The organism is Pseudoalteromonas sp. A41-2 (genome assembly GCF_015767615.1).
GTDB classification, from domain to species: Bacteria; Pseudomonadota; Gammaproteobacteria; order Enterobacterales; family Alteromonadaceae; genus Pseudoalteromonas; species Pseudoalteromonas lipolytica.
The window spans coordinates 3538305-3561819 of record NZ_CP065231.1 but is presented as its reverse complement, the minus strand read 5'-3'; the positions used below and the strand labels follow the sequence as shown (position 1 = coordinate 3561819).

Below are 23515 nucleotides of genomic sequence, written 5' to 3'. Positions count from 1 at the left end.
TTAAATTCTACGATCTAATTTGCTTTTCCCAAGCTTTTATTCACTTTTTATACAGAGGCTGTGGAAAACTTCTTATTTATGATGATCCTATATGATCGAGCGACAGGATCCTTTATAATTACTGTGTTAGCCGTGTAATTATGATTGACTTTTGTTGTCTTCATCTATAATATCTCGCGCTCGCAATGGCACCTGTGCCAGGATCGCGACCTGCATAGGATGTTTTAACCTTAACCGATCGGATGGAATTGTTATGAAAAGAACTTTTCAACCTAGCGTTTTAAAACGCAAACGTACACACGGTTTCCGTGCTCGTATGGCAACAGCAAATGGCCGTAAAGTATTAGCTCGTCGTCGTGCTAAAGGCCGTAAAGTTCTTTCTGCTTAATATAAGTGGAAGACTTTAGCTTCAGCAGGGAGTTACGTTTGTTAACTCCCTCGCATTACTCTCGTATATTTAATGAACCAGCTCGCGCTGCGACTCCTTTCTTTACCTTATTAGCAAAACCCAATGACCAAACAAGTCCTCGACTAGGTCTTACTGTCGCTAAAAAACGTGTTAAAAAAGCCTGCCAACGTAATCGTATTAAACGACTTGCTCGCGAAAGTTTTCGTTTAAATCAACACAAAATCGATAACATTGATATTGTGCTTATGGTTAAAAGTGGCATTGATGAGCAGTCAAACGAAGAGTTAACAAAACAATTAAATAAATTGTGGCGAAAAATTAACGAACGCTGCAAGCCGGGTGCACCAAAACCACCCCCTTTCAAAAAACGCCCTAATAAATCAGCAAAATCTAATAAACAAGCCTGATATCAATAGAATTACGGGCATAATTAAGGTATCTTTAGCTCACCTTTTAATCATGCATTTAAAATTCTATCTTGGGAATTTAAATTCATGGTATTCCATTGACTAAATTAACGCAGGGGCAGACACACCATGAGGTTACTTAAACCACTTGTTGCTATTCCAAAGCGCTGTTTAGTCATGCTAATTCGTGGCTATCAAAATTGGATAAGCCCGCTATTAGGTCCACATTGCCGCTTTAATCCAAGCTGTTCTCATTATGCTATTCAAGCAATTAATTTGCATGGAAGTGTAAAAGGCAGTTGGTTAGCAGTTAAACGCATATTAAAATGTCACCCTTTACATGCAGGTGGGGATGATCCCGTTCCTGCAAAAAATCATATTAACCACCAACACGAGAAATAAGAGCTGTTATGGAATCGCAACGCACGTTTTTATTAATCGGCTTGATGCTTGTGTCGTTTTTATTATTCCAAGAGTGGAATAACGACTACAATGCACCAAAAGCTGATCCAAGTGCCACAACACAAACACTAGGCGCAACAACATCAGAGTCAGATGACTTTATTCCAGCATCATCTGACGGTGAAGTTCCTGTTGCTACAACAGCAAAGCGCTCAGTTATTGATGTAACAACTGATGTCTTCACTGTAAAAATTGACACCCGCGGTGGTGACATTATTGAAGCAGACTTACTTCAATACGAAGAGACAAAAGGCAGTGATACACCTTTTATGCTACTTGGTGAGTTTGACGGTAATCAATACTTCTCACAAAGTGGCTTAATTGGTTTAAACGGCCCAGATGCAACTGTTGCTGGTCGCCCTGTTTATAAAACCACACAAAAATCGTTCACCTTAAATGGCGATGAGCTTCGTGTACCACTCGAGTTTACCGACAGCAAAGGTGTGACATTTACCAAAACTTATATCTTCAAGAAAGGCGACTACGCTGTAGATTTAGAGTACACGGTAAATAACGTAACAGCGGATCCGATTCAAGTGCAGCTTTACACGCAAGTGAAGCGTACAGTACAAGATAAAGGTAGCTTAGTTGATCAAAACTACTTAGGGGCTGCATACGGTACTGAAGAAGAGCCTTACGAAAAATACAGCTTCTCTGATATGGCCGACAAAAACCTAAATGTTACGACGGCTGGTGGTTATATTGCGTTTATTCAACACTACTTTGTAAGTGCATGGGTTCCACAGCAAGACCAACAAAATACGCTATACAGCAAATTAGTGGCTGGTAATGCTGCCATCATTGGTACTAAAGGTGAAGCTGTTAACGTACAAGCTGGCACACAAACAACCCTTGCTTCGACTTACTATATGGGCCCGAAAGAGTCTGATGTACTTGAAGCAATTCACCCAGACTTAGACCTTACGGTTGATTACGGCTGGTTATGGTTCATCTCGCAACCATTATTCGTGCTACTTAAATGGTTGCACAGTATCCTAGGTAACTGGGGTCTAGCTATCATCGCTATTACTGTCATTGTTAAATCTGCAATGTACCCACTGACAAAAGCACAATACACGTCAATGGCGAAAATGCGCGCATTACAACCTAAAATGGCTGCACTAAAAGAGAAATTTGGCGATGATCGTCAAAAGTTCGGTCAAGCTATGATGGAAATGTACCGCAAAGAGAAAGTAAACCCGATGGGTGGCTGCTTACCGCTTTTACTACAAATGCCAATCTTCTTAGCACTATTCTACGTATTCTTAGAATCAACAGAATTACGCCATGCTGAGTTTGTATTATGGTTAACTGACTTATCAGCGAAAGACCCATACTACGTATTACCAATTTTATTTGGTGCAAGTATGTTCATCACACAAAAGCTGCAACCGATGACGGTTCAAGATCCAATGCAGCAAAAAATGATGACGTTTATGCCGGTAATCTTCTCTGTATTCTTCTTATGGTTCCCATCTGGCCTTGTACTTTACTGGTTAGTATCGAACCTTATCTCTATCGCGCAGATGCTTATCATCTACCGTGGAATGGAGAAAAAAGGCATTAAAGTAAGAGGCTAAAACCCTTACGCACAAAAAAGGCGACTTAGGTCGCCTTTTTTAATGCCCAGTTATTTTTAACCGAGTACAGGTGCATAAAGCTGCTTTGGCACGCTACGTTCACTAACGCTAACGCTTGTTATTACCACAGAGCCTATAACCAAGCCTATGGCTATATAACCTGATACACCTAACCAGCTAGAAACGGTTGCTTTGCGTTTAACTCTCAGCCAGCTCATGTAAATTCCAACACCACTAACACCGCTCATCAAGCTACCAAAAATAGCCCAAATAAACTTTGTGCCTAGACCTGCAAAGTTTCCAAAATGCAGTGGATCAGCGGTGTCTTTTATACGTGGAACAAACGGCAAGTCTTGCCCTTTTTGAATGCCTAACACGGCCCCTGTGCTTGCATTTATATAGACGCGATTAGCGCGTAGGCGTAGTAAAATATCGTTATTATAGCCACGAACTTCGATAGGCTGTGCTGCTTTTTGTCCGTAACCAATATAACGAATATCTAAACTAGGAAAAGCCTGTTGTGCTGCTTCGTATGCGGCCGTTAAAGATATTGGCATCATATTACTTGTCGACGCGCTTTGTTTTAGCGCAATAACCTTTGTAGGTTCTGCAACATAATGATCTACTTTGGCTGTTTGCAATCCATGCTCTATCAGATACCAAAGACCCGTTACCGCCATAACAGCAATAAACCACGTACTCCAAAGTCCTACAAGCTTATGCCAGTCTGCCCAACCATTGCGTTTATGCAATAAAAGTGGGGCTGGCTTTTTAAGAAAGCCTTGCCACCAGCGTCGGTAAACAAAAAAGCTCGAGACCAGTAATATAAGTACTAAGATACTTAAGCTTGTCACAATCAACTTACCAGTCCAGCCCATGGATAAATTCATATGCCAGTTACGTAAAAACCGCGATATTCGTGCCCACTCTCCTTCTCCTAATACTTCTCCTGAGGCAGCATCAAGATAAACAAACCGAAATGTATCATTAATTTTTAGCGCAACTTCTGTGGCTAAATAATCTTGCTTATGACGATGGATATACAGTACTTGTGCATTGGGATAATGCTTATTAAGACTGGATTCTATCGCGGGATAGTTAGTCATGGGTGAAGAGCTTAAAGCACGATATTTACTTCCAGTCAGGTACTCTATCTCGTGACTAAGGGTTGCTAACGTACCGGACACACAAATAACAAAAAGCAGGACCCCAACAACGAGTCCTGCCCACGAATGTAAGTTAAACCACTGCTTAGCGCTCACACGCCACCATTAAAAGCTGTATTTAGCACTTAAATAAACACGGCGTGGCTCACCGGGAAAATGCCCCGTACGTTCAATAAAGCCACTGCTTGCATATTCTTTATCAAACACATTTTTAACTGATAGCTGCCATTGCCAGTTATTTAAGGTCGTTTGCCATGCCATATTGTAGATAGTGTAAGGTTGAACACGTTGTCCGCCCAAGCTAAGCTGCTCATCAACATAGTCTAAACCTGCAGAAATAGATGACGATACGCGAGGTAGTTCATAGCGTGTCCAAATACCCAGGGTATTTTGCGGCGCATTGGCAAACTTATCACTGTTAGGAATTTGATTACGTATGCTGTCATTGGCTTTAGTGATACGGGTATCATTATAGGCATAACTTGCTGTCACAACCCAACGCTCGGTAATATCACCAACCACTTCGAGTTCAAACCCTTTACTTTGCACTTCGCCGACGGCCACTAAATCATCAACCCCATCGCCTGCAACATCACCCAACAAACTGGGTTGCAGAATATTTTTGCGCACAATGTCATAAGCGGCCATATTTACAGCTAAGCTATCATCAACAAGCTTCGTTCTTAAGCCCACCTCATTTATACGACTTGTTTCAGGAGCAAAAGGTCCGCCCTTGGCTGTTTCTTGATCGCTGGCACTTTGTGGTACAAAACCAGTACCATATAAGGCGTAAGGAAAGAAAGTATCATTAATATTGTAACTGGTGCCGACACGATAAGTGACATCGCTATCAGAAAACTCGGTCTGATTTAACTCATCTTTGTCTTCAAAGCGATCGTATCTTAACCCCGCGGTTATGCTCCAGTTGGCAGTGACATCAAGTTGGTCTTGCACATAAGCACCAAAGCGTGTGCTATGAGTACTGCCAAGTCTGGGTGTAATAGCATTGAGATCATAATCATCGCGAGACGTTAAACCATACTCGGGATCTTGAAGGTCAAGCCCAGGGACAGGCCCTCCTTTACTTTGTTGCGTAGCTGTGCGGTAAACACTTTCGAAATCATGCTCATACCAATCACTACCAAATAAGACTTGGTGTTGCATATTAACAAATATAAACTCAGCTACCGCATTAGCGGTTAAGCTAAACCCTGTATTTTCACGAAGTTGATCACGAAATTCGCGGTGACTCCAATCAACAATGCCATCGCCATTGGTATCCACAAGCCCTCTCGGCTCATGGTAATTTTGCACTTCTTTATTATCAAAATAACGTGCTGTAATATCCGTACGCCATACATCATTAATGTCGTGTTTTAAAATAGCTTGATAAACATGCGCCTCAACATTTTGGAAATCAGTCGCTTCATTATGATTCCAGCTAATATCCGTAATAAAATGCCCATTATCATCAGCAGGCACCCCACGAAGGCGTGCTCCTCCTAATTCTTGCTCTATATACGTATATTGCGTTGTAAGCTCTGTTGCGCTGCTTATCAGCCAAGTATAACCAAGATCAACAATCGTGTTATCACTGCTGGTATTAGCGCGAAATGGCTTTTCTGAATCACGATACAAACCAACACGATAAGCATGATTATCTAATGAGTCACTCAAGGGCCCTGTACTTTCTAATGCGCCACTAATAAAGTCATCATTACCAAGCTCAACTTCAATACTGTGCTTTTCAGTAAAGGTTGGCTTCTTGGTTACATAATTAATAATACCACCTGGATTACCGCTACCGTATATAGCACCCGCAGGCCCTTTTAACACCGCAACTTGTTCAATATTAAATAATTGTGGAACAGCAAAGCCGTTGAATGGATCGCCTTTGACACCATCATATAAAATTTCATCTTGGCGAAAACCACGAAATGTTACACCTGAATAACTAAAACCATTTACACCGGCAATATTACTGTATAAATCGGTAATCTGTCGGGCAGCCTGATCGTTAATCAGCTCCTGTGGCAAAATTTGAATAGACTGTGGGATCTTTTCAATCGGCGTATTAGTGCGGGTCCCGAAGCTTGACTCGGTTGGTCGATATAAAGAAAAAGCACGCCCTATTACATCGATTTTTTCGATTTCATTTTGATCTGACGTTTGTTGATTCTCAGCAACTGAAAAACCAGAAAAACTCGCGAGAACAGCTAATAATAAAGGAGAATAGCGCATATATTTTTAAATTATAAAGTAAGATGCAAATACCTTAATGAATATAATTATCATTTGCAATTAGTGTTTATTATTTATTAATGTTGAATAAAGTAAAACTAATAGCAACGACTAAGTTGGTATTTTTATACACCGCTATTCGCATGAAATTAAGCCATAGGTTACAATACAAACCAGCATCATTTTCAATATTGGCAATACTAAAAGCATGATTAATCAAGATACAATTGCAGCGCAAGCGACCGCACCCGGACGAGGTGGCGTTGGTATTATTCGCGTTTCTGGCAGCTTAGCCAAAACGGTAGCAGAGCATATTATTGGTCGCTGTCCTAAAACACGTTACGCAGACTATGTGCCTTTTAAGAGCTTAGACGGCGCACAGCTAGATCAAGGTATTGCCCTTTTCTTCCAAGGACCAAATTCTTTTACCGGTGAAGATGTACTTGAACTACAAGGACATGGCGGTCCTGTTGTACTCGATATGCTATTAAAAGAAATTAGCCATATTGAAGGTGTACGGTTAGCAAAACCAGGGGAATTCTCAGAACGTGCATTCATGAATGACAAGCTTGATTTAACACAAGCCGAAGCAATTGCCGACCTCATTAACGCAACCAGTGAGCAAGCTGCAAAAAGCGCCCTGCAATCTCTTCAAGGTGAGTTCTCAAAACACATAGAGATGCTGGTGGAAAAAGTCATTCATTTACGTATGTATGTTGAAGCAGCCATAGATTTTCCAGATGAAGAAATCGATTTTCTGACAGATGGAAAAGTAGCAAATGATCTCGATGCCATCATTCAACAACTTGATAATGTCACGCAACAAGCAAAGCAAGGGACGATAATGCGCGAAGGTATGCGTGTAGTCATTGCAGGTCGACCGAATGCGGGTAAATCAAGTTTATTAAATGCGTTAGCGGGTCGTGATGCAGCCATTGTTACCGACATAGCCGGCACCACACGAGACGTACTGCGAGAACATATTCATATAGATGGTATGCCGCTTCACATTATCGACACAGCCGGCCTTCGAGAAAGTCCAGACAAGGTAGAGCAAATTGGTATTGAACGCGCCTGGGAAGAAATTAATCAAGCCGATCGCGTGTTATTTATGTTAGATGGCACCGACACCGACGCTACAGATCCACATGCTATCTGGCCAGAGTTTATGTCTAAGTTACCACAAGGCATGGGCGTCACGGTGATCCGAAATAAAGCCGATATTTCGGGTGAAAATGTCGGTATGGATGAACATGATCAATACCCTGTCATTCGATTAAGCGCCAAAAATGCTGAAGGTATAGAGTTAGTTCGTACTCACTTAAAAGCATGTATCGGTTTTCAAGGCGCAACCGAAGGTGGCTTTATGGCCCGTCGTCGTCATCTCGATGCACTACACCATGCAGCGCATCATCTGCATACAGGTAAAGAGCAACTTGAACAGCATATTGCCGGTGAAATATTAGCTGAAGAGTTACGCTTAACTCAGCAGTTCCTAAATGAAATTACAGGTGAATTCACGTCTGATGATTTGCTCGGCAAAATATTTAGCTCGTTCTGTATCGGTAAATAAACGCCGGTCATCATTATTAGAAAAGAGTCGCAAGACTCTTTTCTTGTTCATAAACAGCACTTTCATTAACAGGTTCAGTGCCGAATACAGCCAGCAATAAATCTTACACTCATTAATCTATTGATGTCATTTATAGGAGGACATCATGGATAAATATCACATTTTTCATCAATTACATCAGCAACAAACAGGCTTTGTATTACCTAATGCATGGGATCTAAGCTCAGCGCAATTTATTCAAGCTTCAGGAGCAAAAGCCCTTGCAACAACAAGTTGGGGAATTGCCGCAAGTTATGGCTTACAAGATGGTGAGAAGATCCCATTTAGTTACCTACGATCGCTGGTCAAAACACTCATCAATCACCTCACTATCCCTTTATCTGTAGACATTGAGTCAGGCTATAGTAACGACGCACAGGTCATTAGCCAGCATGTACTTAGCTTAGCCAAGTTAGGGGTTGTAGGTATAAATATAGAAGACTCTGACAAAGTAACATCACAATTAAGATCGCTTGATCAACAGTGCACTATTATAAAGAAAATAAAGCAAACTCTGGATGAAAATGGCTTCGAAAAGCTCTTTATTAATGCCAGAACCGACACATATTTAATAGAAAAAGATCCCTATGAGCTGACATTAGCACGAGCAAAAGCCTATGAAAATGCAGGAGCAGATGGTGTGTTTGTACCTGGACTTTGCAAAATTGAACAGATAAAAATGCTGGTTAACGCACTTAATATTCCAATAAATGTGATGGCAATGGCAGATTTTAACTGCCCAAAAATAGCATTTGCTGGTGGGGTTAAACGATTTTCTTTGGGGAATTCTCTTTATGATCTTGTTGGTGAAACGCTAAAAAAACACTTAACACAGCTTGGAAATAACGAGCCACCAGCCATAAAGCTGATCTAAAATACAATTTAGATCGGCGATTGGTAAAAATGTTATCCACATTTGGCCTGTTTTTAGATCTAAGCAGCTAAACGATCACTATTTATCACTGTCATTTTTGTTATTCAGAGTAAATATGGCAGTTTTTTAGAGGTTTTTACCTTTAAAAACTAATTTTTTCATTTATTTTTCGTTTTTTTCGATCGAATTTACCGATCGAAAAATACAATTCGATCGTTATCAACAAGCGATCTATCCACAAAACGATCTCACCAAATACCTTCCCACGATCTGAGCGATTCTTTCAATTCAGATATTTAAAGATCAATCACTTAGCAAAGTTATGCACGTCTAGAAAATAGCCTTGATCAGAACTTTCCCCAAATTTACTAACAGCTTGATCAACGACTTTAAATTCGCGAAATAAATTAAAAACATTATAAATCATAAGCTTAAAACAAAATAAAAATTAAAGAGTGATTTTTGAACATAAAAACTTATTCAGATCGTAATTCAACACTTTACTCACACTACAAGTTCGTTATTATGTACCCACTTAACTCATTACACGATCAACGACATGCAATCAGTAAATATCATTGTGGGTAGTCAAATGGGATCTGCCGAATATGTTGCAGAGCAGCTCGCTGAAGCCCTTGAACAACAAGGGATTCAAGTAAAGCTTCATGAACAACCCGTTTTCAATGATATCGATCAACAAGACACTATCTGGCTATTATGTACATCGACTTATGGTGCCGGTGATTACCCTGAAAACTTACTTCCTTTTATTGAATCAGTTAACCAACAAATTGATTTAAAAGGATTAAAGTACAGTGTTATAGGTTTAGGTGACACCAGTTACGACACATATAACTATGCAGGCCGCCATATTGATGATTTATTTATAAGTAAAGGCGCAAGCCGCGTAGCAGAACGTTTAGAGCTAAATATATTAGATGAACAACTGCCAGAAGATACGGCCTTAGCCTGGCTACCCAGCTGGATCAAGTCTGTGGGTCTTTAAAGTATAGAGTGGCAAGATCTATTAAAAAAGTTACCCACAATTTACTGATAATTTAGATCAGATTGTGGATAAACACTGATTTACCTGCGTTTTTAACCTAGTTTATCCATTGGATAAGATCCATTCGATATTGCCCTGTGTATAAATAGGTCTTTTGATCAGAGCTTGTTAGCGGTTAGATCCGATCATATTAACACCTTTGGATCTGACTTAAGATCATGTTTTAAATATAGAACTAAACATTATCAACAGAAAACCGCTTCAGTAGTAGTAAGAGTAATAAAAGATCTCTTTAAAAGATCCTTTATATTATTAGAGATCACCCACTTAGATCTTGAGCACTGTTTAATCATTTATCTTCTCTAAATTTCTAGGTAGAATACGCTCCCTTTACAAAGTTTTGCTGGTCGATTAAGTAGGATCCATAAATGATTTTTCACGAAAGTTTTGATGTTATTGTTGTCGGTGGTGGACATGCAGGTACTGAAGCCGCATTAGCCTCTGCTCGCATGGGTATGAATACCCTATTGCTAACACATAATATGGATACCCTTGGTCAAATGTCATGCAATCCAGCTATTGGGGGCATTGGCAAAGGTCATTTGGTTAAAGAAATTGATGCACTCGGTGGTGCAATGGCACAAGCCATTGATAAAGGCGGTATTCAATTCCGTACTTTAAATTCATCAAAAGGCCCTGCGGTTAGAGCAACTCGTGCACAAGCTGATCGTGCTTTGTATAAAGCGGCTATTCAACATACTTTACAACACCAAGAAAATTTAAAGATCTTCCAGCAATCATGTGATGATCTTATTGTTGAAGGTGAACGTGTACTCGGTGTTGTTACCCAAATGGGACTTCGCTTCAGCGCCCCTACTGTTGTGCTTACAGTGGGCACTTTCTTAGGTGGCCAGATCCACATCGGTTTAGAAAACTTTAAAGGGGGTCGCGCAGGTGATCCACCATCAATTGCACTGGCACAACGTTTACGTGAATTACCTTTTAGAGTCGATCGTTTAAAAACGGGGACACCTCCACGTATTGATGCGCGTACTGTTGATTTCAGTAAAATGCAAGAACAGCCAGGTGATACACCAACACCCGTGTTTTCATTTATGGGTAAGCAATCGGATCATCCACAGCAGATCCCGTGTTATATCACTTATACGAATGAAAAAACGCATGACGTGATCCGTAATAACTTACATCGTTCACCTATGTATTCAGGTGTTATTGAAGGTATTGGCCCACGTTACTGCCCTTCTATTGAAGATAAAATTGTTCGTTTTGCTGATAAAGACAAACACCAAATTTTTGTTGAACCTGAAGGTTTAACATCATACGAATTATACCCAAATGGTATTTCTACCAGTTTACCGTTTGATGTTCAGCTTGAAATTGTGCAATCAATTACTGGCTTTGAGAATGCACATATTTGTCGTCCTGGTTACGCAATTGAATATGACTTCTTTGACCCGCGTGATTTGAAACAATCATTAGAAACTAAATTTATCAACGGGTTATTCTTTGCTGGCCAAATTAATGGCACCACGGGCTATGAAGAAGCGGGTGCTCAAGGGTTAATTGCTGGTATGAACGCCGCATTGCAAGTACAAGGTAAAGAGCCTTGGACTCCGCGTCGTGATGAAGCATACACAGGGGTATTAATTGACGATTTAGCGACGCTAGGTACAAAAGAACCCTACCGTATGTTTACCAGCCGTGCTGAATACCGATTATTACTTCGCGAAGATAATGCTGATATTCGTTTAACTGCAAAAGGCCGTGAATTAGGCTTGGTTGATGATGCTCGTTGGGCTGCATTTAATGAAAAAATGGAGATTATCGAGAAAGAATCGCAACGCCTAAAAGAAACGTGGATCCATAAGGATCATGTTGCGGTTGATCAAGTAAACGCATTATTAAAAACGCCACTGACACGTGAAGCGAGTTTAGAGGATCTGATCCGTCGCCCTGAAATTCGTTATAACGATTTAATGGCCATTGAAGGATTAGGATCTGAATTTAATAACCAAGCTGCGCTTGAGCAAGTTGAGATCCATACAAAATACGCAGGCTACATTGCTCGTCAGCAAGACGAGATCAATAAACAATTGCGTCATGAGCAAACTGTATTACCAAAAGACTTTGATTACTCAACGGTTTCTGGTTTATCAAATGAAGTTGTTGCTAAATTAACAGATAGTCGTCCAGACACGATTGGTCAAGCGTCACGTATTTCAGGTATCACCCCTGCTGCTATTTCGCTATTATTAGTGTATCTGAAAAAGCAAGGCTTACTACGTAAGACTGCGTAGTTGGTAAGGAATACAGTGTTACAACAACAATTAACGTCACTGTTAGCGCAAACTGATATTGCGCTAACAGAAAAACAACAGCAGCAACTCGTTCAGTATGTTGAATTATTAGACAAGTGGAATAAAGCGTACAATTTAACATCGGTGCGCTTACCTGAAGAGATGATGATTAAGCATATTATGGATAGCTTAGTTGTTGCGCCACACCTAAAAGGCAAACATTACATTGATGTTGGCACCGGTCCGGGTTTACCGGGTATCGTATTAGCCATTGCTTTACCTGACACACAATTTATTTTGTTAGATAGTTTAGGTAAGCGAGTACGCTTTTTGATGCAGGTAAAACACGCACTGGGTCTTGAAAATGTAACCCCAGTACAGTCTAGAGTTGAAGAATATCAACCAAGTGTTAAATTAGATGGTGTATTAAGTCGTGCATTCGCCTCTTTGCAAGATATGGTTGACTGGTGTTCGCACTTGATTGATCATTCGGGTAAATTTATCGCCTTAAAAGGTGTATTTCCGAGCGACGAACTTGACTCATTACCAGCGGGTATAAAGTTTGACGAAAAAATTAGCTTGGAAGTACCTGAGTTAGATGCGCAAAGGCATTTAATTATTCTATCTAAAGACTAGGGATCAGAGCACTGTGGCAAAAGTCATCGCATTAGCAAACCAAAAAGGGGGGGTTGGTAAAACAACCACCGCTGTAAATCTTGCGGCTTCTATGGCCGCGACAAAGCGTAAAGTGTTATTAATCGATCTTGACCCACAAGGGAACGCGACCATGGGCAGCGGTGTCGATAAATACGGTGACGTTGCAACTATTTATGACTTATTGATAGAAGAAACCCCAATCGAAGAAGTAATCAATAAAGAAACGTCAGGTGAATATCATTTAATTGCAGCTAATGGCGATGTCACAGCAGCTGAAGTTAAATTGATGGAATTATTTGCCCGTGAAGTGCGTTTACGTAATGCCCTTGAAAAAGTGCAAGACCAATACGACTTCATTTTTATTGACTGCCCACCTTCACTGAATATGCTAACGGTTAATGCGATGGCAGCAGCTGATTCTATTTTAGTGCCTATGCAATGTGAGTATTATGCCCTTGAAGGTTTAACTGCATTAATGGACACCATTACTCAGCTGTCGAAGTTGGTCAATCCGGCGTTAACAATTGAAGGTATTTTACGCACCATGTATGATCCGCGTAATCGCCTTGCAAATGACGTATCTGAACAATTAAAACAACATTTTGGCGATAAAGTTTATCGTACCGTTATCCCACGTAATGTCCGTTTAGCAGAAGCGCCGAGCTTTGGTGCCCCTGCCATGTATTATGACCGCGCATCAAGTGGTGCAAAAGCATACTTAGCCCTTGCCGGTGAAATGTTACGTAGAAAAGAGAAAACATCTTCAGCAGTAGCCTAACTTTGAGGTAAAAAAATAACATGTCTGCTAAAAAACGCGGTTTAGGCCGAGGACTCGACGCTTTATTAAGTTCATCAAAACCTGCCCCAAGTGCAGATAATCAGCAACAAAATGCAGTAACAACAGAGCCTGTATCAGATGCTGTGGCAGAGCAAAATAAAGGTGAACTGCAAAAATTAGCGATTGAGTTTTTACAGTCAGGTAAATATCAACCACGTAAAGACATGTCTGAAGAAGCATTGGAAGAGCTTGCAAGCTCGATTCGTGCGCAAGGCATAATCCAACCTATTGTTGTGCGCCCTATTGGTGCAAATAAATACGAAATTATTGCTGGTGAACGTCGTTGGCGTGCTGCTCAATTAGCTAAATTAGATAGCGTACCTTGTATTATCAAAGACGTACCTGATGAAGCGGCTGTTGCTATTGCACTTATTGAAAATATTCAACGCGAAGATTTAAATGCTATGGAAGAAGCCATTGCACTTAATCGTTTATTGAATGAGTTTGAGCTTACTCATCAGCAAGTGGCCGAAGCTGTTGGTAAATCTCGTACCACAGTGACTAATTTACTACGCCTAAATAATCTTAACGAAGATGTTAAAATACTGTTAGAGCATGGCGACATTGAAATGGGTCATGCACGTTGTTTATTAGCACTTGAAGGTGAAGCGCAGTCAGATGCGGCGCGATTAGCTGTCGCAAAAGCGTTAACTGTGCGTGAAACTGAAAAGCTTGTTCGTTCAATTTTAGAACCCGCACCTCAAAAAGAAGTGCTCGAAAAAGATCCAGATGTCAAACAGTTAGAGCAAAAACTTGCCGAGAACTTAGGGGCTAAAGTAGAAATTAACTACAACAAAAAAGGCAAAGGCAAGCTGGTTATTTCGTACACAAGCTTTGATGAGTTAGATGGCATTTTAAGCCGTATAAATTAAGACTATTCCCGTCATTAATTAATAACATGTCCAAAAAGAGACATTTGTGGTGTTTTTGCGCTACAAAGGGTCGACTCAAGTTGCAAAACTGGTAGGAATCAGTATAATTTCGCCAGTTTTCATACCCTGACAATATGAACGTTCTTAAGGTTAATAAAACGTGACTAATAGGTTAGCAAAGCCATATAGGCTTGCCGCATTTAAATTAATTTGTCTTCAGGGTATCGTAGCGATAATCGCTGCAGTAATTGTTTTTGTAGGTTGGGGAGTCAATGCCGGCCAGTCAGCGCTTGCTGGCGGAGCTGTTGCACTACTCCCTAATTTTGTATTTGTTGTTTATGCATTCAGATATATGGGTGCAAGTCGGACAAATCAAGTGTATGCCTCGCTAAAGCGCGGCAACGGATTAAAATTTATGCTAACAATTGTGTTGTTTGCACTGATACTGAAGTCTTACACGGTCGTTTTATTACCGTTTTTTTGTGTGTATGTATTGGTGTTATTTAGCGGATTGTTCGCACCCGTTTTTTTTAATCATTAACTTTTGGGATATAACATGGCTGCAGAAGAAGTAACTCTATCAAGCCATATTCAGCACCACTTAACCAATGCTAAGATGTGCTCGACCGACGCTGGTCTAGCCTTCAATAAAGCTTGTGCGGACAGTGGCTTCTGGACATGGAACATAGATACCCTCGCATGGTCAATCGGTTTAGGTCTTGTATTTTTATGGATCTTCCGTAGTGCCGCTAAAAAAGCAAATACCGGTGTACCTGGTAAATTTCAATGCTTCATTGAAATGATCGTTGAATTCGTTGGCGACAACGTACGCGATACTTACCACGGCAAAAGTAGTTTAATTGCTCCATTAGCTCTAACGATTTTCGTTTGGGTGTTCTTAATGAACTTAATGGACTTGATCCCGGTTGATTTCCTACCTGCATTCGCTGGCTTCGTTGGTGAGCAAGCATTTGGTATGGACTCTCACGACGTATACATGAAAATTGTACCGACAACAGACATCAATATGACTGCTGCACTTGCTATTGGTGTATTCATTCTGATGATCGGTTACGCAATTAAAATCAAAGGGATTGGCGGTTTCTTAGCGGAACTAACACTGCACCCATTTAGCTCTAAAAACAAGCTGATGATGGTGTTCTTAATCCCATGTAACTTATTACTAGAAACAATCGCTTTAGTTGCTAAGCCGTTCTCGTTAGCACTGCGTTTATTCGGTAACTTATATGCTGGTGAGTTGATTTTCATCTTGATCGGCGCTGTTGGTTTAATGCAACTACCGTTGCACTTTATTTGGGCCGCATTCCACATCTTAGTAATCGTGCTGCAAGCATTCGTATTTATGATGCTAACAATCGTTTACCTAAGCATGGCAAGCTCAGATAATCACTAATTTTTACACTTTTAAAATTTAATTTTAATTTACAATTGAAACTTTGGAGAAAAAAATGGAACTAATGATTGGTCTTAAGTATATCGCTGTTGCTCTACTTATCGGCTTCGGTGCAATCGGTACTGCTATCGGCTTCGGTAACATGGGTGGTAAATTCCTAGAAGCATGTGCGCGTCAACCAGAGCTTGCACCTTCACTACAAGTTAAGATGTTCATCCTTGCTGGTCTAATCGATGCCGTAGCTATGATCGGTGTTGGTATCGCAATGGTATTGTTGTTCGTACTTTAATATTATTTTTTGAACAGCTTACTATTTTAAGGAGGAGCGGTCGTGAACTTAACAGCCACTCTTATCGGTGAATTAATTGCATTTACGGTATTCGTACTTTTCTGTATGAAATACGTATGGCCACCACTAAATGGTGCAATTGAAGCTCGCCAGAAGAAAATCGAAGATGGTTTAGCTGCCTCTGATAGAGCCGAAAAAGACTTAGAACTTGCGCAAAAGAAAGCTGCTGAGCAGCTTAAAGAGGCAAAAGCTCAAGCGGCTGATATCATTGAACAAGCTAAAAAGCGTGCCACGCTTATCGTTGACGAAGAAACTGTTCGTGGTCAACAAGAGCGTGAAAAAATTATTGCTCAAGGGCACTCTGAAATCGAAGCAGAGCGTAACCGTGTAACAGAAGAGCTACGTAAGAAAGTAGCAACTCTGGCCGTGGTTGGTGCTGAGAAGATTCTAGAGCGCGAAATCAATCAAGCCGCACACAGTGACATCGTTGAAAAACTTGTCGCTGAGCTGTAATTAGGAGGGTATGAGCATGTCTGAATTGGCTACTATCGCTCGCCCATACGCTAAAGCGGCTTTTGAACTTGCTGTTGAAAAAGGCACTGTTGAAAGTTGGAACGACATGCTGTTCTTTGCTGGCCAAGTTGCCAGCAACGAGCAAGCCGCTGCTGCGCTAGCTGGATTGCCTACTGCTACTGAAAAAGCAGGTCTTTTTATTAAGATCTGTGCAGAGCAGCTCAACGAACAAGGCCAAAACCTAGTTAAGGTAATGGCTGAAAATGGTCGTTTAGTTGCACTGCCTGCTGTTGCAGAGTTATTCGCTGAATTAAAAGCGGATTACGATAAAGAAACCGACGTAGACGTGGTTTCTGCAACACCGCTTTCTGCCGAGCAGCAAGCAACATTGGTAGCGGCACTTGAAAAACGTTTCGCACGCAAAGTTAAGCTGAATTGTAGTGAAGACGCTACAGTTGTTGGCGGCCTTATTATTAAGGCGGGTGACACTGTAATTGACGGCTCAGTACGCGGCAAGTTAGCCCGCTTAGCTACATCACTACAATCGTAATTGGGAAAAAGAGCATGCAACTTAATTCCACTGAAATTTCAGATCTGATCAAACAACGTATTGAGCAGTTCGAAGTTGTAAGTGAAGCTCGTAACGAAGGTACTATCGTATCTGTTACAGACGGTATCATCCGCATCCACGGTCTAGCTGACTGTATGCAAGGTGAGATGGTTGAGCTTCCTGGCAACCGTTATGCTATCGCACTAAACCTTGAGCGTGACTCAGTAGGTGCAGTAGTTATGGGTCCATACGCAGACCTTAAAGAAGGCGTAAAAGTTAAATCAACTGGTCGTATTTTAGAAGTTCCTGTTGGTCGTGGTCTACTTGGTCGTGTTGTTAACACTCTAGGTGCCCCTATCGATGGTAAAGGCGCTTTAGATAACGACGGTTTTGAACCTGTTGAGAAAATCGCACCAGGCGTAATCGAGCGCCAATCAGTAGATGAGCCAGTTCAAACTGGTTATAAATCTATCGATGCGATGATCCCAGTTGGTCGTGGTCAGCGTGAGCTTGTAATCGGTGACCGCCAAACAGGTAAAACTGCTTTAGCTATCGATGCAATCATCAACCAAAAGAACACAGGCGTTAAGTGTGTGTACGTAGCGGTTGGTCAAAAAGCATCTACAATTGCTAACGTAGTACGTAAATTAGAAGAGCACGGTGCACTTGAAAACACAATTATTGTGGTTGCATCGGCTTCTGAATCTGCAGCACTTCAGTACCTAGCACCATTTGCTGGTTGTACTATGGGTGAATACTTCCGTGACCGTGGTGAAGACGCATTAATCGTATATGATGATTTATCTAAGCAAGCTGTTGCTTACCGTCAAATCTCATTGCTACTTAAGCGTCCACCAGGCCGTGAAGCATACCCAGGTGACGTATTCTACCTTCACTCTCGTCTTCTAGAGCGTGCATCACGTGTAAATGCTGATTACGTTGAGAAGTTCACTAATGGTGAAGTGAAAGGTAAAACAGGTTCACTGACGGCATTGCCAATCATTGAAACTCAAGGCGGCGACGTTTCTGCGTTCGTACCGACAAACGTTATCTCTATCACCGATGGTCAGATCTTCTTAGAAACTGACTTATTCAACTCAGGTATCCGTCCAGCTGTTAACGCTGGTATCTCGGTATCGCGTGTTGGTGGTGCAGCGCAAACTAAAATCGTTAAGAAACTAGGTGGTGGTATCCGTCTAGCGTTAGCTCAGTACCGTGAATTAGCTGCGTTCTCGCAGTTCGCGTCTGACCTTGACGATGCAACACGTTCTCAATTAGAGCATGGTGAGCGCGTAACAGAGCTAATGAAGCAGAAACAGTACGCACCAATGTCTGTTGCTGAAATGTCTCTGTCGCTATTCGCAGCTGAAAAAGGCTACCTAAAAGACATCGAAATCGCGAAAATCGGTGACTTTGAAGCGGGCTTAATTTCTTATGCAAACAGCACATACGCAGAGCTAATGGCTCAAATCAATGAAACTGGTAACTACAACGCTGAGATTGAAGCGCAACTTAAAGAACTTCTAGAGAAGTTCAAGTCGACGCAAACTTGGTAATTTAGTTATGAATGGTGAGCTTTAGGCAACTAAAGCCCACCTGATTCGGAGAGAGAGTCATGGCCAGCGGAAAAGAGATTAAAAGCAAGATCGGGAGTATCAAGAATACTCAAAAGATCACCAGCGCAATGGAAATGGTTGCTGCGTCTAAAATGAAAAAGGCGCAAGAACGTGTGGCATCAAGCCGTCCATACGCTGAAAACTTACGCAAAGTGATTGGTCGTGTTGCTCAAGCAAATCTTGATTTTACTCACCCTTTTTTAGAAGAGCGTGAAGTAAAACGAGTTGGTTATATTGTTATCTCTACTGACCGTGGTCTATGTGGTGGCTTGAACTCTAACGAGTTCAAAAAAGTTGCCCTAGATGTGAAAGCGTGGAAAGAAAAAGGCGTTGATGCTGAATTTACTACTTTAGGTAGCAAAGCAGCAGGCTTTTTCCAACGTTTCGGCGGTAAGTTAGTCGCTAAAAAGGCGAACTTAGGAGATACACCTTCATTACAAGACGTTATTGGTCCTGTAAAAACGATGCTAGATGCATACTCTGAAGGCAAAATTGACCGCTTATACGTCGTATTTAACAAGTTCGTTAATACGATGAAGCAAGAGCCAACAATCGATCAGTTACTCCCTTTGCCAAAAGCTGAAGAAGAAGTATCTCAACATTCTTGGGATTACTTATATGAGCCAAACCCAGAAGCTATTTTAGAAGCTCTGTTAGTACGCTTTATTGAGTCTCAAGTATACCAAGGTGTAGTTGAGAACGCTGCCTCTGAACAGGCTGCCCGTATGGTTGCAATGAAAGCTGCAACTGATAATGCTGGCGACCTTATGGATGAGTTACAGCTTGTTTATAACAAGGCTCGTCAAGCTGCAATCACACAAGAAATCAGTGAGATTGTTGGCGGCTCGGCAGCAGTTTAACGCTTCGGCAAAGTTTAATGAGAGGAATAGACATGAGTTTAGGTAAGGTCGTCCAAATTATCGGCGCCGTTGTGGATATCGAATTTCCACAAGACAACGTGCCAGCCGTATATGACGCACTAAAAGTAACAGATGGCGACTTAGCGGGTTTAACTTTAGAAGTTCAACAACAGCTAGGTGGCGGTGTGGTACGTGGTATCGCACTTGGTACTACTGACGGTTTACGTCGTGGTACATCAGTAGAAGGTACAGGTCAGCCAATCCACGTTCCAGTAGGTACGAAGACACTAGGTCGTATCATGGACGTACTTGGTAACCCTATTGATGAAGCTGGTCCAATTGGTGAAGAAGAGCGTATGTCTATTCACCGTGCAGCGCCTTCTTATGAAGAACAATCAAGTTCAGTTGAACTTTTAGAGACGGGTATCAAGGTAATCGACCTTGTATGTCCATTCGCTAAAGGTGGTAAAGTTGGTCTATTCGGTGGTGCCGGTGTAGGTAAAACCGTAAACATGATGGAACTTATCCGTAACATCGCAATCGAGCACAGCGGCTACTCAGTATTCGCAGGTGTTGGTGAGCGTACACGTGAGGGTAATGACTTCTACCATGAGATGAACGACTCAAACGTACTAGATAAAGTATCACTAGTATACGGTCAAATGAATGAGCCACCGGGTAACCGTTTACGCGTAGCGTTAACAGGTCTTACGATGGCAGAGAAGTTCCGTGACGAAGGTCGTGACGTACTTTTCTTCGTTGATAACATCTACCGTTATACACTAGCGGGTACAGAGGTATCAGCACTTCTAGGTCGTATGCCATCAGCGGTAGGTTACCAGCCTACACTTGCTGAAGAAATGGGTGTACTTCAAGAGCGTATCGCATCAACTAAGACGGGTTCAATCACATCAATCCAAGCGGTATACGTACCTGCGGATGACTTAACTGACCCATCTCCAGCAACAACGTTTGCTCACTTAGATGCAACAGTAGTACTTTCTCGTGATATCGCGTCACTTGGTATCTACCCTGCGGTAGACCCACTTGATTCATCTTCACGTCAACTTGACCCATTAGTAATTGGTCAAGAGCACTACGATACAGCGCGTGGCGTTCAAACAGTTCTTCAACGTTATAAAGAACTGAAAGACATCATCGCAATCCTAGGTATGGACGAGCTTTCTGACGAAGATAAGCAAGTTGTATCTCGTGCACGTAAAATCCAGCGTTTCTTATCTCAGCCGTTCTTCGTTGCTGAGGTATTTACAGGCGCGCCTGGTAAATACGTGTCACTTAAAGACACAATTGCTGGCTTCAAAGGTATCTTAAACGGTGAGTTTGATGATATGCCAGAGCAAGCGTTCTACATGGTTGGCTCTATTGAAGAAGCTCAAGAAAAAGCCAAAAGCATGTAATTAGGAGGGTAGTATGGCGGCTATGACTGTACATCTTGACGTAGTAAGCGCAGAAGAGAGCTTGTTCTCTGGTCTGGTTGAATCGATTCAAGTAAGTGGTAGTGAAGGTGACCTTGGTGTTAACTATGGCCACGCTCCATTATTAACTGCCCTAAAACCTGGTATGGTACGTTTAGTTAAGCAATTTGGTCACGAAGACGTGATGTATGTTGCTGGCGGTACGCTAGAAGTTCAACCTGATCGTATTACGATTCTTGCTGATACAGCAGTACGTGGTGAAGATCTGGACGAGCAAGCGGCTGAAAAAGCGAAACGTGATGCTGAAGAGCAAATGGCGAATACGTCAACTGCTGAGTTAGATTATCAACAAGCTGCAGTGCAACTTGCTGAAGCAATCGCTCAACTTCGCGTAATTCAACAATTACGCAAAAAGTAAGCCTACTCGGTTTTGTAAAAGCCCACTTAATGTGGGCTTTTTTGTGCCTGTAATTTACTCAACATTTATGTAATACCATTCCGCTTAATTTAGTGATCTATTTTGAGGCAATAAAACCGCGTTGATAACAAGGCAAAAATTTAGTTATTTAGTTGTTCTAAATCAGAAATTTTTAACGCAGGTAGCGACTGGTTTAATCACTCAAAATGATTAAGTATTATTATAGACCACTTAATTAAGCACAATGGTATAAGCAAACTCGTTTAAAGCGCCCTATTCTTCGTTTAGTACTTATATCCTTCATCAAAGCCCGTTACAATGTGGTGTATTAAATGTGAATAAGTATTTCATCTAAGGTTCAGTCCTCTTTATTAGGATTGAGTATTTGCACATGACGTGACTTACCTAACCAAGGTTGACTTATTTATTACACTCATTAACAGCTCAACTAAAACAAAGAAAGAAGGATATTGTTTTAATGTCTCTGACAACCGTTATTCTCGCTGCGGGTAAAGGTACTCGTATGCGTTCAGCACTCCCAAAGGTGCTTCATAAAGTGGCTGGAAAGCCGATGGTGCAACATGTAATTGATAATGCCACGGCCTTAGGCGCACGTGAGACCAACTTAGTTTATGGCCACGGTCGCGATCAATTACAAGCCGCCCTTTCTCATAATCAAGTAAATTGGGTGCTACAAGAAGAACAACTTGGTACTGGCCATGCTGTCGCGGTCGCTAAAGAGCATATCGCTGATGATGATACCGTGTTGATTTTATACGGTGATGTTCCCCTTACAAAACGTGCGACGTTAGAAAAGTTACTTGCTGTTACGCCTAAAAACGGACTTGCAGTATTAACAGTAACATTAGACGACCCATCTGGTTATGGGCGTATGCTGCGTGAAAATGGCAAATTAGTCGGTATTATTGAGCAAAAAGATGCGACCGCTGAGCAATTAGCGATTAAAGAAATCAACACTGGCATTATGGCTGCCAATGGTGAATTACTGAAACGTTGGTTAAGTAACCTATCGAATAACAATGCTCAAGGTGAATACTACCTAACAGATATTGTTGCCATGGCTCACAGTGAAGGCGTTGAAATCACCTCTGCACAACCTGAGCATCCAATGGAAGTTGAAGGCGCAAACAACCGTGTACAACTAGCGGCACTTGAGCGTGCTTATCAAGCATGGCAAGCAGAGGAGCTGATGTTAAACGGTGCCACCCTTGCCGACCCTGCACGCATTGATGTACGCGGTGAAGTAACAACGGGTGAAGATGTACTTATTGATGTTAATGTTATTTTTGAAGGTAAAGTAACACTGGGTAATAATGTACAAATAGGTCCTAATTGCGTACTTAAAGACTGCACCATTGGTGATAACGTTATTATTAAAGCCAATTCATTAGTCGAAGAAGCAACTGTTGCGACTAAATGTACTTTAGGTCCATTTGCACGACTGCGTCCTGGTGCCATTATGGAAGAAGATTCTCACATTGGTAATTTTGTCGAAATGAAAAAGACCCGCTTAGGTAAGGGCTCAAAAGCAAACCACCTTACTTATTTAGGTGATGCTGAAATCGGCGAAAAGGTAAATATTGGTGCGGGTACCATTACCTGTAACTACGACGGTGTAAATAAATCAAAAACCATCATCGGTGATAACGCCTTTATTGGTTCAAACTCATCGCTTGTCGCTCCTGTGAATATTGGTTCAACAGCAACGATTGGTGCGGGCTCTGTGATCACTAATACTGTTGAAGATGAACAACTGGCGGTAGCGCGTGGTAAACAGCGTAATCTCAGTGGTTGGAAGCGCCCTGTTAAAAAACAGTAAGCTGCATTATACCTAATTGAAAAAGGCGAGTTCACACTCGCTTTTTTTATGCCCGGATTTTGTCCACATAAAAATGCCATATTGTTGTCATGCCTGTGTGTTGTTATGTAGTAAATACAACACAAAGGAAAAATAAT

General features: G+C 41.5%; 23 protein-coding genes. 21 read left to right on the top strand and 2 right to left on the bottom strand.

Annotated features, from left to right (window positions below; genetic code table 11):
• Positions 1–253 precede the first annotated feature (253 nt).
• From rpmH to yidC, 4 genes are all read left to right on the top strand, one after another.
• A complete protein-coding gene (gene rpmH / locus IT970_RS15995; protein WP_008488847.1) occupies positions 254–388 on the top strand; it encodes a 50S ribosomal protein L34 in 135 nt (44 codons plus the stop codon).
• Between the two features lie 5 nt (positions 389–393).
• Complete coding sequence (gene rnpA / locus IT970_RS15990) at positions 394–816, top strand: ribonuclease P protein component (protein ID WP_036973690.1); 423 nt, start codon at positions 394–396, stop codon at positions 814–816.
• Positions 817–945: 129 nt separating this feature from the next.
• A complete protein-coding gene (gene yidD, locus IT970_RS15985; RefSeq protein WP_036973693.1) occupies positions 946–1218 on the top strand; it encodes a membrane protein insertion efficiency factor YidD in 273 nt (90 codons plus the stop codon).
• A gap of 8 nt (positions 1219–1226) precedes the next feature.
• On the top strand, positions 1227–2858 hold the full coding sequence (yidC, locus tag IT970_RS15980; RefSeq protein ID WP_036973695.1) for a membrane protein insertase YidC: 1632 nt from the start codon (positions 1227–1229) through the stop codon (positions 2856–2858).
• 56 nt (positions 2859–2914) lie between these two features.
• On the opposite strand, the gene IT970_RS15975 is transcribed toward yidC, so the two are convergent.
• Together IT970_RS15975 and IT970_RS15970 are read right to left on the bottom strand one after the other, a co-directional pair.
• Positions 2915–4120, bottom strand: coding sequence for a PepSY-associated TM helix domain-containing protein (locus tag IT970_RS15975; RefSeq protein WP_036973697.1), 1206 nt, complete (start codon positions 4118–4120; stop codon positions 2915–2917).
• A 9-nt stretch (positions 4121–4129) separates the two neighbouring features.
• The gene (locus IT970_RS15970) at positions 4130–6265 is read right to left on the bottom strand and encodes a TonB-dependent siderophore receptor (RefSeq protein WP_074989746.1); all 2136 of its coding nucleotides are present in this window, start codon (positions 6263–6265) and stop codon (positions 4130–4132) included.
• Positions 6266–6473: 208 nt separating this feature from the next.
• On the opposite strand from IT970_RS15970, the gene mnmE reads away from it, so the two are divergent.
• The 17 genes from mnmE to glmU all read left to right on the top strand — a co-directional run bounded on the left by mnmE (position 6474) and on the right by glmU (position 23378).
• Positions 6474–7838 (top strand): tRNA uridine-5-carboxymethylaminomethyl(34) synthesis GTPase MnmE, encoded by a 1365-nt coding sequence (gene mnmE / locus IT970_RS15965; protein ID WP_065978282.1) that lies wholly within the window; start codon positions 6474–6476, stop codon positions 7836–7838.
• Positions 7839–7983: 145 nt separating this feature from the next.
• Positions 7984–8751: an isocitrate lyase/PEP mutase family protein gene (locus tag IT970_RS15960; protein ID WP_196857484.1), complete on the top strand. Its 768-nt coding sequence runs from the start codon at positions 7984–7986 to the stop codon at positions 8749–8751.
• A 559-nt stretch (positions 8752–9310) separates the two neighbouring features.
• Positions 9311–9757, top strand: a complete 447-nt coding sequence (mioC, locus tag IT970_RS15955) for an FMN-binding protein MioC (protein WP_118843864.1) — start codon at positions 9311–9313, stop codon at positions 9755–9757.
• Positions 9758–10185: 428 nt separating this feature from the next.
• Positions 10186–12075: a tRNA uridine-5-carboxymethylaminomethyl(34) synthesis enzyme MnmG gene (gene mnmG, locus IT970_RS15950; RefSeq protein WP_065978285.1), complete on the top strand. Its 1890-nt coding sequence runs from the start codon at positions 10186–10188 to the stop codon at positions 12073–12075.
• Between the two features lie 15 nt (positions 12076–12090).
• Positions 12091–12711 (top strand): 16S rRNA (guanine(527)-N(7))-methyltransferase RsmG, encoded by a 621-nt coding sequence (rsmG, locus tag IT970_RS15945; RefSeq protein ID WP_036973708.1) that lies wholly within the window; start codon positions 12091–12093, stop codon positions 12709–12711.
• Positions 12712–12724: 13 nt separating this feature from the next.
• A complete protein-coding gene (locus IT970_RS15940; RefSeq protein ID WP_036973709.1) occupies positions 12725–13510 on the top strand; it encodes a ParA family protein in 786 nt (261 codons plus the stop codon).
• A 20-nt stretch (positions 13511–13530) separates the two neighbouring features.
• The gene (locus IT970_RS15935; RefSeq protein WP_036973710.1) at positions 13531–14442 is read left to right on the top strand and encodes a ParB/RepB/Spo0J family partition protein; all 912 of its coding nucleotides are present in this window, start codon (positions 13531–13533) and stop codon (positions 14440–14442) included.
• 160 nt (positions 14443–14602) lie between these two features.
• Entirely contained in the window at positions 14603–14983 is a 381-nt protein-coding gene (locus IT970_RS15930; RefSeq protein WP_036973711.1) for an ATP synthase subunit I, read from the top strand.
• Positions 14984–14998: 15 nt separating this feature from the next.
• Positions 14999–15856, top strand: coding sequence for a F0F1 ATP synthase subunit A (atpB, locus tag IT970_RS15925; protein WP_036973712.1), 858 nt, complete (start codon positions 14999–15001; stop codon positions 15854–15856).
• A 55-nt stretch (positions 15857–15911) separates the two neighbouring features.
• Entirely contained in the window at positions 15912–16145 is a 234-nt protein-coding gene (atpE, locus tag IT970_RS15920) for a F0F1 ATP synthase subunit C (protein WP_010561330.1), read from the top strand.
• 42 nt (positions 16146–16187) lie between these two features.
• Positions 16188–16658 (top strand): F0F1 ATP synthase subunit B, encoded by a 471-nt coding sequence (gene atpF / locus IT970_RS15915; protein WP_036973713.1) that lies wholly within the window; start codon positions 16188–16190, stop codon positions 16656–16658.
• 16 nt (positions 16659–16674) lie between these two features.
• Complete coding sequence (gene atpH, locus IT970_RS15910; protein ID WP_036973714.1) at positions 16675–17208, top strand: F0F1 ATP synthase subunit delta; 534 nt, start codon at positions 16675–16677, stop codon at positions 17206–17208.
• A gap of 14 nt (positions 17209–17222) precedes the next feature.
• Positions 17223–18764 (top strand): F0F1 ATP synthase subunit alpha, encoded by a 1542-nt coding sequence (gene atpA, locus IT970_RS15905; RefSeq protein WP_036973715.1) that lies wholly within the window; start codon positions 17223–17225, stop codon positions 18762–18764.
• A gap of 59 nt (positions 18765–18823) precedes the next feature.
• Entirely contained in the window at positions 18824–19684 is an 861-nt protein-coding gene (atpG, locus tag IT970_RS15900) for a F0F1 ATP synthase subunit gamma (RefSeq protein ID WP_036973716.1), read from the top strand.
• A gap of 32 nt (positions 19685–19716) precedes the next feature.
• Positions 19717–21102, top strand: coding sequence for a F0F1 ATP synthase subunit beta (gene atpD / locus IT970_RS15895; RefSeq protein WP_036973717.1), 1386 nt, complete (start codon positions 19717–19719; stop codon positions 21100–21102).
• A 13-nt stretch (positions 21103–21115) separates the two neighbouring features.
• Positions 21116–21538: a F0F1 ATP synthase subunit epsilon gene (locus tag IT970_RS15890; RefSeq protein ID WP_036973718.1), complete on the top strand. Its 423-nt coding sequence runs from the start codon at positions 21116–21118 to the stop codon at positions 21536–21538.
• A 478-nt stretch (positions 21539–22016) separates the two neighbouring features.
• The gene (glmU, locus tag IT970_RS15885) at positions 22017–23378 is read left to right on the top strand and encodes a bifunctional UDP-N-acetylglucosamine diphosphorylase/glucosamine-1-phosphate N-acetyltransferase GlmU (RefSeq protein ID WP_065978286.1); all 1362 of its coding nucleotides are present in this window, start codon (positions 22017–22019) and stop codon (positions 23376–23378) included.
• Positions 23379–23515: the final 137 nt, after the last annotated feature.